This is a genomic window from Acinetobacter sp. YH16040_T, assembly GCF_024605785.1.
Taxonomy (GTDB): Bacteria; Pseudomonadota; Gammaproteobacteria; order Pseudomonadales; family Moraxellaceae; genus Acinetobacter; species Acinetobacter amyesii.
This window is the reverse complement of record NZ_CP094541.1, coordinates 2001122-2015259: the sequence shown is the minus strand read 5'-3', so window position 1 is coordinate 2015259 and position 14138 is coordinate 2001122. Positions and strand designations below refer to the sequence as shown.

Sequence of the window (14138 nt, the reverse complement as noted above, 5' to 3'; positions counted from 1 at the left end):
AATATTTTGAAATGGGCAAAAGGCAGTTTAATGATCGTTTTAGGCTTGGAAACTTCGTGTGATGAAACAGGACTCGCACTCTACGATAGTGAGCAAGGATTACGCGGACAAGTATTGTATAGCCAAATCAAACTGCATGCAGAATATGGTGGTGTGGTACCTGAATTAGCTTCACGTGATCATGTGCGCAAGTTAATTCCTCTAATAAAACAATTGCTTGAAGAAAGTCAGATAGATAAATCTGAAATTGATGCCATTGCATATACCCGCGGACCGGGCTTGATGGGTGCCTTAATGACTGGCGCATTGTTTGGTCGCACATTGGCATTTGCACTGAATAAACCTGCTATTGGCGTGCATCATATGGAAGGTCATATGTTGGCGCCTTTGTTGTCTAAAACTCCACCAGAATTTCCATTTGTGGCACTTTTAGTCTCTGGCGGACATACTCAATTGATGGCTGCTTATGGAATCGGTCAATATGAATTATTGGGTGAGTCGATTGATGATGCAGCAGGTGAGGCATTCGATAAAGTCGCTAAAATGATGGGGCTACCATACCCAGGTGGTCCAAATATTTCGAAATTGGCGATGAATGGCGACATCAATGCCTTTGAATTTCCACGTCCAATGCTACACCAAGGCTTAGATTTTTCATTTAGTGGTTTAAAAACTGCCGTTTCAGTTCAATTGAAAAAAGTTGAAGGCGAAGGTCGTGAGGCGGATATCGCTGCATCTTTCCAAGAAGCGTTGGTTGATACATTGGTGAAAAAATCAGTTAAAGCCTTAAAACAAACCGGTTTAAAACGTTTAGTTATTGCCGGTGGTGTAAGTGCGAACAAACGTTTACGTGAGCGCTTAGAAGCTGACTTGGCAAAAATCCGTGCAAATGTGTTTTATGCAGAACCTGCGCTTTGTACAGATAATGGTGCAATGATTGCGTTTGCTGGTTATCAGCGTTTAAAAGCGGGTCAGCATGATGGTTTGTCTGTTACGACTACACCGCGTTGGCCGATGACGGAATTAAGTAATCCAAACGAAGCGTAAAAATCGGTTAAAAAGGAGGCTAAATTAGCCTCTTTTTTTTGGGGAAATGAAAAAAAATTATAGTGAATGTTATGTTCATCTATCTGAGTCTTTTGTTATGCTAAGTTTTAAACTTAACTAAAAAAATTAAAGATGAATAAATTATTAGCACTAGGATTTATGGTTATTTCTTTGTCTGCTTGTAGTACGAAACAAGAAACAGCAACTGAGCTAAAGAGTACTTTTAAGAACTCTGTTGAATGTCAGACATTGTTAAAGGAAATTGTAAATCAGCATTTTAATTTACGTGGTATTCCAACAAGTGCATTGAAATTTACTGTATCAGCAAAATCTGAAAATGAAGAACAAATTCAAATAGATGTCTTGAAAAATGACGTATCAAAAGCAACCTCAATTGGGAAATTCAAAGTCTTAAAAAATGAAAAGCAAATTTTTGATTCAACTTTTGAAGATACAAATATGATTAAAGTTAATTTAAAGGAAAATATAAGTGTAATTGATATATGTTTTTCACAAGCATAGCGCAATTATAAACTCAAAATATTAGGCATCAGAACCTTATATGTGAATCGCTCAACTCAATTTAGCGCCATAAGCGGTGTGTTCTTAATGATTTTCAAGCAATTGATTTAATCAAGAGTTTGAATCGAGTTTGCTAAATTCTTAGATTAGCATTTAAAAGCAGCCAACGAGGATGTGGCTGCTTTTTTTGAAATAATCTGACTGGCTTTGCAGAACTTATATTTTCAGATCATAAAAATATTGTAGACGTTATTTTTCCAAAGCCTTTAGATTTTCAGACCCAATCCAATGCTTTGAAAACTGATAAGCAGCACGGCCTGAACGCTGCCCACGAGACTGACACCATCTTAAGGCTTCAGCACGAACTTCGCTGGTCATGGCTAAATCAGCCTTGGCAAGATAGTGTTCCACAATTTCGAGATATAAATTTTGATCCATTGGGTAAAACGACAGCCACATCCCAAAGCGGTCAGAAAGAGATATTTTTTCTTCGATCGCTTCTTGTGGATGGAGCTCAGTATATTGAGGCACATCTACCTTGGTTACAGGTGTGTTTTCATGCATGAATTCTGGCAATAAATGACGACGGTTACTGGTAGCATAAATAATAAAATTACTCGAACCTGATTGTAATGAACCATCTAAAACACTTTTTAAACTGCGATAGTTTTCATCTTCAGCATTGAATGCCAAATCATCACAATATACGATAAATTTTTCAGGGCGATGTTCAATCAACTTTTGGATTTCTGGCAAATCAGATAAATCATCACGCTCAATTTCAATTAAACGTAAACCTTGGTCTGCATAATGGGTGAGCAGAGCACGGACGATGGATGATTTACCTGTACCACGAGAGCCAGTGAGTAAAACATCGTTGGCAGGTAAGCCTTTTAAAAACTGTAAAGTGTTTTGAATCACTTTTTCTTTTTGACGCTCAATTCCTTTTAAATCTTCTAAATACATGACTTTGGGCTGTTGAATGGCTTTAAGCTGTTTATCTTGCCATTTAAAAGCGATACTCGAAAAATCGGGTGCTTGTTTAAGCTCAGGCAAACTGTGCTGTAGTTGTAAGAGTACAGTAGATAGTGATTGAAGGATGTTGTCAGGTAAATCAATTGTAGCCATGATAAGTCAGCTTGTCGTGTCTTGTTGTTGGTTAGTATATGACAGCAGTGTACATCAATAATGCAGTTATAATCGCCTAAATATGTCAAAGTTAAATGATTGTTCTGGCAGATCAGCGCTATTCGAATAACCAAAAAGTTGTTATAAATCTAGCTGAGTGAACAGTTTAAAGTGTGCTGAGGGATAGTCATGTTGTTTACAGGGTTTTCAAAAAGTATTAATCCACATCAGGCATATCGGATAAAAAAATTAAAGCGTCAGCTCGACCGTGCTGAATGTTATGAAGAATGGAAAGATATCGCACTTAAAATAGATGAAGAATCGGGTGCGCAAGAATGGAAATTCGATAATAGTTCACCGTATTTTGATGCAGAAATTATTACTCATCGTTTAGGGTTACTGAGACGATATCGTGCTCAGAAACGTACTCGAGATTTGATGTACATTTTAAGTGAAGGTTTAACTTATGATGTTGGCAATATTGCTCATCCTTTACTGTTTACAGAAGCCTACGTCGGCACCAAAAAAATTATTGAAGACTATGTTGATGAGGTGAGTAAAAGTTTGGCATTTATCACATCTGAAGAATGCGTTTGTCTTGATGCTGCACAAAAAATTGAATTCTTTGAACAAAGCCAAAAAGCCTATGGTCAACCTGTTTTGATGTTTTCAGGCGGTTCAACTTTAGGTTTGTTTCATACCGGTGTGTGTAAAGCACTGATGGAACAAGATTTGATGCCAAAAGTTCTGTCTGGTTCCAGTGCTGGCGCAATTATGACCGGGATGTTGGGTGTATCTAAACCGTCAGAGTTTACCAATTTATTAAACGGACAAAATTTCTTTAGTGAGGCATTTCATTTTCGTAAATTGACTGAGTTAGTGCAGGGTAATGGCGGTTTGGCAGATGTAAAATATCTGAAAAAGTTTTTGGTTGAAAACTTAGGTGACTTAACTTTTGCCGAAGCTTATAAGCAATCTGGTCTGCATATCAATGTGGCAGTTGCGCCTTATGATGCATCCCAAGATGCACGAATTATGAATGCGTATACATCACCCGATTTGTTGGTTTGGAGTGCAGTGTTGGCATCTTGTGCAGTGCCCATTCTATTTCCACCGGTACGACTGACCAGTAAGCGTTATGACGGGCAATTTACGCCATATATGTCGGCAACGCGTTGGGTGGATGGCAGTGTGCGCAGTGATTTCCCACAGGAGAAAATGGCGCGTTTGTATAATATTAATTACAGTATCGCTAGTCAGGTCAATCCGCATATTGTGCCGTTTATGCAGGATGATGCTTCACGCTTTCGTAAAAGCATGTTGAGTTGGCCTGAGCGGATCGTTCGTCGTCAAGGTAAGGTGATTAGTAAAGGGGTGATGGATTTTGCCCGTGAGCGTGCAGGAAGTATCCCACCTGTAAGACGTTTGCTTGATCATGGTTATGGTGTGGTGGATCAGCGTTATTATGGTGATGTCAATATTGTTGGGAAATATGGCTTAAGACACTATAGTTATATGTTGCAAAATCCGCGACCTTATCTGTTTAAGGTCTTGCAGCGTGAAGGTGAAAGAGCCACATGGCCGAAAATTTCATTAATCGAAACGCAAGCCCGCATCGGTAAGACCATTCAGCATTGTTTGGAATTATTAAATTATCAAAATGAACCCAGTCAACGACATGCAGAGTTTATTGCAGTTTAAGTCCACAGATTTAACGCAAATCATTTATGAGCCAAAAACCAAATCTAAAAGTTTGGTCTTTGGCCGTCGTCTATATCAATTTCAATTTTACCAACAACGTTATTGGCTCAAGGCACAAGTCAGTGACAGCAGCCCTGAACATGTAGCTAGTTTTGGTCGAGAAATTGAGCTGTACCAGCTATTCAATCAAGCGTCTACACAAAACAGCATCACGCTACCTTTTCAAGTGATAAAACAGTCGCATCTCAGTATTCAGCAAGAGTCTATTGACCAACTATTAATATTGCCGAATGCTGAGCCTTGGTTCGTACAGCCTGCATCGAATTTGAGCATTGAGCAGGTGAGGCAAGTGCTATGGCAAGCACTCGATGTGGTTGAACGATTAAGCTTGCACGGTTGGATACATGCAGATTTAAAACAAGAGCATTTTGTGGATTGGCAAGGGCAGTGCAGACTCATCGATTTTGAGCAAGCGCTACCTTTAGAATTTGATCAGTTAGATGCCTTAACTGCGACACCACGTTATATGGCTCCCGAACTTTTCCATGGACAAGCGAAATCTTTGCATAGTGATATCTATGCTTTGGGGATTATTTTCTTGGAATGGCTGACATCACAGCGTTTAGAGGCGAAAAACTATGAAGATTGGGCTTATTTACATTGCCAACGCTTAAAGCTTGATCTGCCAATGCAATATCAAGGGTTTACTCAGCTATTGCAACACATGTTGATGAAGCAAAAAAATGACAGATTGGTGGATTTTTATCGCTTAAAAAGCGACTTAGTTGCTGAATTTGCTTAAGAAAAATACAAAAAAAGCACTATTGTTTTTTATTTAAACAAACAAGATGCTTTTTTATAAAAAAGGCTTGTCATGTAGGGGGGATCTCTATAATATACACAGCCATCGGGGACGTGGCGAAATTGGTAGACGCACTGGATTTAGGTTCCAGCGCCGCGAGGTGTGAGAGTTCGAGTCTCTCCGTCCCCACCACTGAATTACTAAACATGAGTTTGGTAATGAAGATCACAGAGGATTGGTGTAATGGTAGCATGACGGTCTCCAAAACCGTTCGTCAAGGTTCGAATCCTTGATCCTCTGCCAAGTTTTAAAAAGTCTGACATTGTCAGCAACCCTGTTGGGGACGTGGCGAAATTGGTAGACGCACTGGATTTAGGTTCCAGCGCCGCGAGGTGTGAGAGTTCGAGTCTCTCCGTCCCCACCACTTAATTTATTAAGTTGCCAAATAAACAGGTTTTTAAAACAAATTAAAGTCTGACATTGTCAGCAATCCTGTTGGGGACGTGGCGAAATTGGTAGACGCACTGGATTTAGGTTCCAGCGCCGCGAGGTGTGAGAGTTCGAGTCTCTCCGTCCCCACCATTAGATTAAGCAAGGTTTTATACCTTGCTTTTTTGTTTTTGAAATTCGAAAAAAATCAGTGTCTCAAACGTGGTTTTTTTGAAGACATAATCTAATGAAATAAATCTAATGAAAGATGATGAACCAAGAGATACAGCAAGATGTCTAATCTTGCTTTTTTATTGTCTGAAATTTAAATCAATAAAAATGTGTCAGTAAAACAAAGGTGAAAAAAAGCCCGCATATACGGGCAAATTTAGAAATGTGGATTCGAATCAATCGAATTAAATCATTTATTTCAAATCGTTCGAATAAATTATAGAGCAGATTATGCCTTTAAATGATCTTCAAACTCTTCACCGAGCTGCATGGCCAAAGCATTACCAGACAAGTCTACAGTCACTAGACCATATTCTTTTTTAAAACTGAATGTAAATCCACGATTATCTGCCAGTGTGCGAACAGAATATCCTAACTTTTCTAACCAAAGACGGAAGGCAACTAAATTTTTTGCTTTAACCACTTTTTTCACGAGCGAACTCCTTATCAATCATTAAAATATTAAATAGGGGTGTCAAAATATTTTTTAAAGGGGAAATGGAAAACTTTTATTTAAAATATGAAATTTTGATGGATAAATAAACAGATTATCGGCTTGTAAACGGTATAAACTTATTTAACTCTCTGTTTTATAACAAGATAAACTTAATGTAAGTAAATATAACGTATTTTAAAAATTTGGGTTTTAACTGCTGGCTTAAAATCTGAACTATGTTTATAGAGAAGCTGTGCGCAAAATAAACGATTGTTTGGCTTAGAATGCACATCTGTTTGGGCATGCAATATTGATTGCAAATAAATAATTATTCACAGCCTAAATGGCTCGATAGGTGAGCATGCAAAGCTATTTCTCATCAAGATTTATCGAAAAGCTTTTATACTATGTCCCATCGATATGAATAGATTGAACGCATGCAAAACATTGAGCACGCTGTCAAAGCAAAAATTGAACAGATGCAACAAGCAGGGCAGACGCCTGTTGCGATGATGCTTGGACATGAAGATTGGTTGGTCTTTTCGGAGCAATCCAAAGTGGCATATACGCCTTTTGGCAGTGCGCGACGTTATCAGCCGGCATTAGGTGGTTTATTGATGGTACGTATCGATGAAATGCAAGCCGTTCTAGTTGTAACACAAGCTGAATTGGATGAGTTTGCTGCCACCAATCAAATTTTATAAATATAAAATGATGAATCGGCCCGAAACATTCATCACAAATAAAACAGTATATTTGTGATGAAATCTAAAATGCTTATAACTCGCAATCCAATTAAAAATTGTCTTTGAGTTCTCTTAAGCGTTGAAATGCTTCAACACTTTCTGCGCGTAAAAATGGATTGGTTTCTAGTTCTAATTCAATGCTGCTTGGCAAAGTACATTGTCCGAGCATGCGTAGGGATTCAACCTCATCAAACCGCTGTTGTATGGCAAGGTTGTCAGGTTCAACATGCCGCGCAAACTGCGCATTCGATAGGGTGTATTCGTGAGTACAATACACTTGAGTTTCAGCAGGGAATGCGGCTATACGGTTCAATGAATCGTACATTTGTTGAAAGGTGCCTTCAAAAACACGTCCACAGCCCATAGCAAATAATACATCGCCACAGAAAAGCGTATGAATGTCATCGATAAAATATACGATATGACCGAGGGTGTGGCCGGGCGTTGCTGTAATTTCAACTTCAAGCCCATGAAATTCAAAACGGTCATTATGATCGAGAGGATAATTCACCCATGGAATACGGCTTAATTCTGCACGGGGACCGTAAACGGCAATGTTTTTATCCTGAATAAGTTCTGGTACGCCACCAACGTGATCTTTATGCCAATGCGTTAGCCAAATTTGCGTAAGATTGAGCTGATGTTCCTGACAATAGCGCTCGACCAAGGCAGCTTCAGTAGGATCTACTGCAATGACATCATAACTTTCGGTGTGCTCAAGCAGCCAAATATAATTTTGCAGTGAATTTTTGACATCCAATGTATGTATTTTAAACGCCATATCCATTCATTCAATATTTTAAATTAAGTTAAAGTTAGCATGAAAATGCTCAAAAGGTATGATTATCCATTTTCAACCCTAAATAAACGACAGAGTTCATAGCGCTATTTTAGTCTGGTGTCTCATCTACAGATACAGGATTACCAATGGTATAAAAGTGCCCGCCAGCAACATGATGTAGGCTTTTCCATTCATCTTCTACTTCATGATAATACCAATGTTCGTTACGGAAGACGCGGTCGTCTGCATAGGCAGCAATGACTTCACCAATAAACAGATCGTGCGCTTGTTGATTGTGAGGTTCGGGAATAAGTTTGCACAGTAGCCAAGCAGCACAACCTTCAACCACAGGAATATCTGAGGCATTAAATTGAAATAATTCCACGCCACATTGGCGTAATTTTTCTGGCGCATCACGTTGGCTCATCATACCAAGTGCATAGACCAGTTTGAGTTGTTTCAGTGTCGGTACTTGTAAGGCGAAATAGCCTGAATTCTCAATAATCTCACGTGTTTTAGTTGATTTATCCAGTACTACCGTCACTTTTGCTGGGTTGAACTCTAAGGCGCATGCCCATGCTGCAGTCATCACACCAGTATGGGTTTGATCCTGAGCAGAGACGAGCACAGTCGGTCCATGATTTAAAAGTCGGTATGATTTTTCTAAAGGAACGGGGTGAATATGCGTTTTCAAAATTATGCCTATAGTTAAGTTCATCTATAACTTAGATGTTTTATTAAAAAGTGTAGCTACATAGCATATAACGCATGAAATATTTTCAAAAGCCTTTAATATAAATCACTAAATCAGGAGTTCTATCAATGAAAATGTATCAAGTGGACGCATTTACCCAAGTGTTATTTAAAGGCAACCCAGCGGCGGTTTTGGTGTTGGATGAATGGTTAGATGAACACTTGATGCAACAGATTGCTTTGGAAAATAATCTGTCTGAAACTGCATTTGTGAAAAAAATCGACAGCAGCAATTATGAAATTCGTTGGTTTACACCGACCACTGAAGTGGACTTTTGTGGACATGCGACATTGGCCAGTAGTTATGTGCTTTTTGAGTTTTATACGGCTGAAAAAAATATCCAATTTCATGTCAAAAATCTCGGTATTTTTAGCGTAAATAAAGCTGAAGATGGAAAAATTCTGATGAATTTCCCTGTGCGTCGGGCACAGGTCGTGAGCGAATATCCTGAAGAGCTACGTCTAGGGTTGAGTCAACCTTTTAAGCAGGTTTATCTGAATGCGCAGGCGTATATCGTAGAATACGAAACGACTCAACAAGTCTTGGACGAACAACCGAATTTTGAAATCTTAAAACGTCTTGGCAAAATTCGCACCGCAATTACAGCGCCGGGTACGATTACTGATGTTGCAATCACTGCGGCAGCCCAGCAATATGACTGCATTTCACGCTATTTTGCACCGGGCAATGGCATCAATGAAGATCCTGTTACGGGTTCTATTCATACTGGAATCGTGCCTATTTGGGCAGAACGTCTAGAAAAACGTCAAATCTTGGCGTATCAAGCATCGAGTCGTGGTGGTGAGTTACACTGTCAAATGCTTGAAAATGACCGTATAGAAATCTCAGGCTATGCGTGTTTGTATATGCAGTCTGACATTTATATCTGAACATAAATCAAATACATGCTGTCTCATTCTGCAGCATGTATTTAATAAAAAGTAACTATTAATCCAGAAAAGCTCAGCATAAAATCAAAACCAATCTGATCGACAGCACTGCGCTGATCGATGCTAAATATAGAGGACACTTGAATTACATGCGTATTAAACATTTAACGCTTTCACTTTTTTTTGCAGGTTTAAGTACAAGCCTCTTTGCTCAACCTGTATTGGTTAAAACTGAACAAGCCATTGAAGAATATAAATTAGACAACGGTTTTCGTGTGGTTTTGGCGCAAAACGATAAAGAAAGCAAAGTGTTTATGAATACGGTGTATTTCACGGGTTCATTAAATGACCCTGAGGGCAAAGGTGGTTTAGCGCATTTGCTTGAACATTTGGCCTTTAAAGGCACTGAAAATGTCAAAGGTGATGAATTTCAGCGTCGCCTAGACCAATTCACGCTGATGACCAATGCCAGTACGGATTATTATTCAACGAAATACACCAATGTGATTCGTCCTGAACAAAGTTCAATCGATCAAGTTTTGCATTTAGAAGCAGAACGGATGGATAAATTGGTACTTCAGGAAAAATTTGTACCGACAGAAATTGATATCGTTAAGCGTGAACGTGAAATTCGTTTAGATCAGCCATTTTCAGTGTTAATCGACCAAGTTTTAAAAGAAGCCTATGGCAATCAATCTTTAGGCCGCTTACCGATAGGTGATTTGAAAGAACTTCAATCCATCAATATGAACGAATTAAACCAGTTCTATCGCCGTTGGTATGCGCCAAATAATGCAGTGATGGTGATTTCTGGTAAGTTTGATAAAGCGGCTGTATTAAAACAAATTGATCAACAATTTAGCCCAATTGCCGCACGCCAAATTCCTGAACAGGCCAAAGTCCCTAAATTAGATGGAACGAAATTAAAGCAACGCGAATTTACAGTTCATAAGGGCAGTGACTTTGGTAAATTTAATATTTATTTAAATGGTGCAGTCGAACCGATTAAAACTGCTTTGGCGGTATCTCCAACTTTGTATACCTTACAGCCAAGTGGGCATTTGTATCAAAGCATGGTGGAAACAGGGACAGCAACCGCAGTTCAATCCACCACATGGTTAGATAAAGATTTTAATTTGGTGTTTATGGGGGCGATATATGGCCCAAGTCATGATGCTAACAAAGTGGCAACCAGTCTGGCACAAGGTGTAGAGCAGAATAAAGCCTTTAATGACGTCGAGCTAAACCGTGTTAAAAGCCTGACTAGAAATATGGCTGACAATGTCAAAAATAGCGCAACAGCACTTGGCGAGCGTCTTAGTTCTTATACTGTGGCTTATAACGGGGACTGGTCTCAATATTTCCGTGACTTAGATAAAGTGCAAAAGCTGAATGTAAGCGAGGTGAATCAGGTGTATAAGGACTTTCTAAAGCCTGAATACCGTGTCACAGGAAATATTCTGCCTACACCTGAAGATCAAAAGAAAGCACAGCAACAAGCCGCGTCAAAACCTGCTGAAACTTTAGATCAGCAAGCGCCTGCAGAAGAGCCATTGAAAGATGCGAGTGTTTATCGAGCTGAAGTGAAGCAATACGTTGCAGAGTCTAAGCAATATCTAAATCAGAAAGAGAAGCAGATTCAGCGGGCTAAATTTAAAAACGGCATTCAGTATGCATTGTTCCCAACCAAAACTCGTGATGACAAGACCTATGCCACGATTGCATTGGATTTTGGTACAGCACAAAGCTTAATGAATAAAGGGGAGTTGCTAGATTTAACAGCTTATCTCATGTTCCGTGCATCTAAAGATCAAAGCTTACAGCAAATTGCCGATAAAATTATTGATGTCGGTGGCGGTGCAACGGTTAGTGCAAATGATAATGGCCTCATGATTCAAGTGGTTGCTCGTAAAGAAAAATTTGCAGAATTTTTGCAATATGTCATTGATGTTATTAAAGCTCCGGCATTTGAGCAGTCACAATTTGATTTAATCAAAGCGCAAAGTTTATCGAGTTTGGATCGACCTTATACAGAGCCGGATACCGTTGCTGCAATGACGCTGTCGCGTATTGTCGAGATCTATCAGCCGGGGGATATTCGTTATCACTTCGAACCTGAACTTGCGAAAAAACAAATTGAGTCGGCTACACGTGATCAAGTGCAGCAGTTACATCAAAAATTCTTTAAAACACAGCATGCACAAATTGCGGTAACTGGTGATTTTGATACTAAGCAAATTGAAAAAATTCTGAAAAAAGAATTTGCAGATTGGAAAACCAGCGAGCCATATCAACGCTTAGAGTCTACGTTTACGGCATATCCTGCACAGAAAGTGCATGCATTGTCTGAACAGCGTGAGTTTGGTAGTTACCAAGCGATTATGACTCTACCTGTAGGTGTGGAGCATACTGATTCTCCTGCACTACAAGTATTACGCCACATACTTGGTGATTCACAGTTGTCTTCACGTTTAGCTCAAGAGTTACGTGAAAAGAATGCACTGGTTTATGGTTTTAGTGCAGACATTAATTTTGATGAATGGGTGAATTCGGGTGTACTGAGTATTGATGCAAACTACACTGCGGGTAAATCAGCACAAGTTTCTCAGTCTGTTCATAAAGTGTTGCAAAACTTATTGAAAAATGGCGTGACGGAACAGGAAGTAGAAGCGGCCAAAGCCAGTATTTTGAAAAAGCGTTTAACTGCACTTGAAGATGACCGTCGCATTCATAGCATGTTGATTCCACAGTTAGAAAAAGGTCGTGACCTAAACTATCGTGAAAAGCGTGATCAACGCATTGCTGCTTTGACCAAGGCGGATGTTGATGCTGTCATTAAAAAATATATTCAACCTGAACATTTGGTTGAAGTGATGTCTGACCAATATGGTCAAGCCGCAAAATCTACTCAAAAATAAACCGAATAAAAAAATCCTCCAGATGGAGGATTTTTTTTGAGCCGCAATGGATAGCTTGATAGCAAAATAGCTTAATGAACTTATAGGCGGTAGAACTGACGCGCATTTTGTTGGAAGACTAAAGTCAGCGCATCAGGATCATAACTCGCGACCGCATCTGAAAAGGCGTCAATAATATTCACCAAGGATGCACTCACACTATCCATCGGGAAGTTAGAGCCAAACATCACACGGTATTTCCCAAAGCATTGTAGAGCATGAGAAATAAGCGGAAAGGCGCAATCGAAAATCTCTTGTTTGGATGCAAGGCGTTGTTCTTTATGAAACTGATGACCCAGCACCGGCATGAATAATCCAGACATTTTGGTATAAACATTTGGGCAACTTGCCAGTTCAGCTAAATCATCTTTCCAACGAAACAAGATATTGTCACGTGAAGTTTGGGTTAAGCCTGTATGTGAGCCGACAGGTCCAAAGGCACCGACAGGTGTCCCAAAATGATCCAGAACGATAGATGTTTCAGGGAAAGCACGTGCTAAAGCGGTTAAATCACGAATTTGGTCTGAATAAACCCATGCATCAAAACTTAAATTCATTTGAGCAAGGGCTTCAAAACCTTTCATAAATTTTTTATTGGTATAGAGATGGGGCTCATTGGTCCATGCGTGAACTTTTGGGTCTTCATGTACAGCTGCCATTTTTCGTATGCCACGAAAATGTGGGGAGGCTTGTTTATGCATTTTAAGAATTTTCTTAAAACTACTGTCACATGGGTCTGCAGTGCCGACTATGGCGCCAAGTTTAATCTTTTGAGCATTAAAGTCTAAAGATTCAATAAACTTTGTTTCACCAACCACCCCTTTGCCTTTATGGTCATGCCAGCTCGCTTCTACATGTACGATTTGATCGACCAGATAATGTCCTGCATCTTGCTTATAATTTTCAGGCAAATACGGTGTCGTCACATGTTTGGTTAAACCAACTGTGTCAATTAACTCTTGCGGCTTAACTAAGCGCATCATTTTGTCGAGCAAGTAGGGATGTTTACCCAATAATTTCACGGCAAGTGAAGCGGCATGTGGGGTATTGTATGGATCCCATTGATGTATATGTGAATCCACGATGGCAAAATCGAGCGTCTGCATTGCTATCCTTGTCCTTAAAACCATGTCCATTTCTTGCGTATTTCATTGTATTTCCGAATACGCGAGGCACTGAAAATAGCATGAATGATGAAAATACAACGTTATGACTAAATATTAAATCAAAGCTTTGTGAAAGAGAAGTTGTATAAAAAAAGCCCCGAAGGGCTTTTGATTAATGCTGATGATCGTGGTCGTGATCATGCTTGTTTGCATGGAATTCTTCGTTATGACGGAAGCGAAGATAGTTTTCAAACTGTTCGCAATATTCATCATAATTATCTTCAAGCATCATTTGAAATTGTTGAAGAATATAAGACATCACTTGATCTTTGGCATCACGCATTTCTTTGCCATCTTTGAAGCCATTTGCAGCAACCCAAGTATTAAAGCGAGCAGTACCAAATAACATGGCAGCACTCACTTGGCCGCGCATTTCTGCAGGTTTAACTTGAGAACCTTTTTCAACACGACAAAATTCATTGGCTTGTTTAATAAATTCATCCGCACGTTCAAAGAAAGCTGCATTCAACGCTTCTTCTTCGGTTACATCAGTAGCTTCAATCTTTTGAACCATGAATGTGTCCTAGCATAAAAATCTAATGCAGTAT

13 protein-coding genes and 4 tRNA genes are annotated in these 14138 nt (G+C 39.4%); 11 read left to right on the top strand and 6 right to left on the bottom strand.

Annotation, left to right across the window (positions count from 1 at the left end):
• The first annotated feature begins 30 nt into the window (after nucleotides 1-30).
• Both tsaD and MST16_RS09885 read left to right on the top strand, forming a co-directional pair.
• Nucleotides 31-1047: a tRNA (adenosine(37)-N6)-threonylcarbamoyltransferase complex transferase subunit TsaD gene (gene tsaD, locus MST16_RS09890; protein ID WP_180010338.1), complete on the top strand. Its 1017-nt coding sequence runs from the start codon at nucleotides 31-33 to the stop codon at nucleotides 1045-1047.
• 132 nt (nucleotides 1048-1179) lie between these two features.
• Nucleotides 1180-1569: a hypothetical protein gene (locus MST16_RS09885; RefSeq protein ID WP_180010339.1), complete on the top strand. Its 390-nt coding sequence runs from the start codon at nucleotides 1180-1182 to the stop codon at nucleotides 1567-1569.
• Between the two features lie 249 nt (nucleotides 1570-1818).
• On the opposite strand, the gene MST16_RS09880 is transcribed toward MST16_RS09885, so the two are convergent.
• A complete protein-coding gene (locus MST16_RS09880) occupies nucleotides 1819-2697 on the bottom strand; it encodes an ATP-binding protein (protein WP_180010340.1) in 879 nt (292 codons plus the stop codon).
• A gap of 189 nt (nucleotides 2698-2886) precedes the next feature.
• Between MST16_RS09880 and MST16_RS09875 the strand changes: the two genes are divergently transcribed.
• The 6 genes from MST16_RS09875 (at nucleotide 2887) to MST16_RS09850 (ending at nucleotide 5782) form a co-directional block, all read left to right on the top strand.
• On the top strand, nucleotides 2887-4398 hold the full coding sequence (locus tag MST16_RS09875; RefSeq protein WP_180010341.1) for a DUF3336 domain-containing protein: 1512 nt from the start codon (nucleotides 2887-2889) through the stop codon (nucleotides 4396-4398).
• Nucleotides 4376-5200, top strand: coding sequence for a protein kinase (locus tag MST16_RS09870; RefSeq protein ID WP_180010342.1), 825 nt, complete (start codon nucleotides 4376-4378; stop codon nucleotides 5198-5200). Before MST16_RS09875 ends, MST16_RS09870 begins: the two co-directional genes overlap by 23 nt.
• Before the next feature lie 107 nt (nucleotides 5201-5307).
• Nucleotides 5308-5392: transfer RNA gene (locus tag MST16_RS09865), tRNA-Leu, on the top strand.
• A 37-nt stretch (nucleotides 5393-5429) separates the two neighbouring features.
• Nucleotides 5430-5503 (top strand) — tRNA-Trp (locus tag MST16_RS09860).
• A gap of 36 nt (nucleotides 5504-5539) precedes the next feature.
• Nucleotides 5540-5624 (top strand) — tRNA-Leu (locus MST16_RS09855).
• 73 nt (nucleotides 5625-5697) lie between these two features.
• Nucleotides 5698-5782 (top strand) — tRNA-Leu (locus tag MST16_RS09850).
• Between the two features lie 307 nt (nucleotides 5783-6089).
• On the opposite strand, the gene MST16_RS09845 is transcribed toward MST16_RS09850, so the two are convergent.
• A complete protein-coding gene (locus tag MST16_RS09845) occupies nucleotides 6090-6293 on the bottom strand; it encodes a hypothetical protein (protein ID WP_078188846.1) in 204 nt (67 codons plus the stop codon).
• Between the two features lie 440 nt (nucleotides 6294-6733).
• On the opposite strand from MST16_RS09845, the gene MST16_RS09840 reads away from it, so the two are divergent.
• Nucleotides 6734-7000 carry a hypothetical protein gene (locus tag MST16_RS09840; RefSeq protein WP_257222679.1) on the top strand — a complete coding sequence of 89 codons (267 nt, stop codon included), beginning with the start codon at nucleotides 6734-6736 and terminating at the stop codon, nucleotides 6998-7000.
• 91 nt (nucleotides 7001-7091) lie between these two features.
• Here MST16_RS09840 and gloB read toward each other — a convergent pair whose 3' ends face one another.
• On the bottom strand, nucleotides 7092-7823 hold the full coding sequence (gene gloB / locus MST16_RS09835; protein ID WP_180010343.1) for a hydroxyacylglutathione hydrolase: 732 nt from the start codon (nucleotides 7821-7823) through the stop codon (nucleotides 7092-7094).
• A 109-nt stretch (nucleotides 7824-7932) separates the two neighbouring features.
• Nucleotides 7933-8541, bottom strand: a complete 609-nt coding sequence (locus MST16_RS09830; protein ID WP_180010344.1) for a flavin reductase family protein — start codon at nucleotides 8539-8541, stop codon at nucleotides 7933-7935.
• 104 nt (nucleotides 8542-8645) lie between these two features.
• On the opposite strand from MST16_RS09830, the gene MST16_RS09825 reads away from it, so the two are divergent.
• Both MST16_RS09825 and MST16_RS09820 read left to right on the top strand, forming a co-directional pair.
• A complete protein-coding gene (locus MST16_RS09825; RefSeq protein WP_180010345.1) occupies nucleotides 8646-9467 on the top strand; it encodes a PhzF family phenazine biosynthesis protein in 822 nt (273 codons plus the stop codon).
• Nucleotides 9468-9616: 149 nt separating this feature from the next.
• Nucleotides 9617-12385 (top strand): pitrilysin family protein, encoded by a 2769-nt coding sequence (locus tag MST16_RS09820; protein ID WP_180010346.1) that lies wholly within the window; start codon nucleotides 9617-9619, stop codon nucleotides 12383-12385.
• Nucleotides 12386-12465: 80 nt separating this feature from the next.
• Here MST16_RS09820 and MST16_RS09815 read toward each other — a convergent pair whose 3' ends face one another.
• Both MST16_RS09815 and MST16_RS09810 read right to left on the bottom strand, forming a co-directional pair.
• The gene (locus tag MST16_RS09815) at nucleotides 12466-13530 is read right to left on the bottom strand and encodes an amidohydrolase (RefSeq protein ID WP_180007295.1); all 1065 of its coding nucleotides are present in this window, start codon (nucleotides 13528-13530) and stop codon (nucleotides 12466-12468) included.
• Between the two features lie 172 nt (nucleotides 13531-13702).
• The gene (locus MST16_RS09810) at nucleotides 13703-14104 is read right to left on the bottom strand and encodes a DUF3144 domain-containing protein (RefSeq protein WP_078188837.1); all 402 of its coding nucleotides are present in this window, start codon (nucleotides 14102-14104) and stop codon (nucleotides 13703-13705) included.
• Between the last annotated feature and the right edge of the window lie 34 nt (nucleotides 14105-14138).

Excerpts from the sequence above, each read along its gene's own strand:
- MST16_RS09880 (WP_180010340.1), bottom strand. The coding sequence starts at position 2,697 with ATGGCTACAATTGATTTACCTGACAACATCCTTCAATCACTATCTACT.
- MST16_RS09810 (WP_078188837.1), bottom strand. The coding sequence starts at position 14,104 with ATGGTTCAAAAGATTGAAGCTACTGATGTAACCGAAGAAGAAGCGTTG.
- MST16_RS09875 (WP_180010341.1), top strand. The coding sequence starts at position 2,887 with ATGTTGTTTACAGGGTTTTCAAAAAGTATTAATCCACATCAGGCATAT.
- tsaD (WP_180010338.1), top strand. The coding sequence starts at position 31 with ATGATCGTTTTAGGCTTGGAAACTTCGTGTGATGAAACAGGACTCGCA.
- gloB (WP_180010343.1), bottom strand. The coding sequence starts at position 7,823 with ATGGCGTTTAAAATACATACATTGGATGTCAAAAATTCACTGCAAAAT.
- MST16_RS09820 (WP_180010346.1), top strand. The coding sequence starts at position 9,617 with ATGCGTATTAAACATTTAACGCTTTCACTTTTTTTTGCAGGTTTAAGT.
- MST16_RS09830 (WP_180010344.1), bottom strand. The coding sequence starts at position 8,541 with ATGAACTTAACTATAGGCATAATTTTGAAAACGCATATTCACCCCGTT.
- MST16_RS09870 (WP_180010342.1), top strand. The coding sequence starts at position 4,376 with ATGCAGAGTTTATTGCAGTTTAAGTCCACAGATTTAACGCAAATCATT.
- MST16_RS09885 (WP_180010339.1), top strand. The coding sequence starts at position 1,180 with ATGAATAAATTATTAGCACTAGGATTTATGGTTATTTCTTTGTCTGCT.
- MST16_RS09840 (WP_257222679.1), top strand. The coding sequence starts at position 6,734 with ATGCAAAACATTGAGCACGCTGTCAAAGCAAAAATTGAACAGATGCAA.
- MST16_RS09825 (WP_180010345.1), top strand. The coding sequence starts at position 8,646 with ATGAAAATGTATCAAGTGGACGCATTTACCCAAGTGTTATTTAAAGGC.
- MST16_RS09815 (WP_180007295.1), bottom strand. The coding sequence starts at position 13,530 with ATGCAGACGCTCGATTTTGCCATCGTGGATTCACATATACATCAATGG.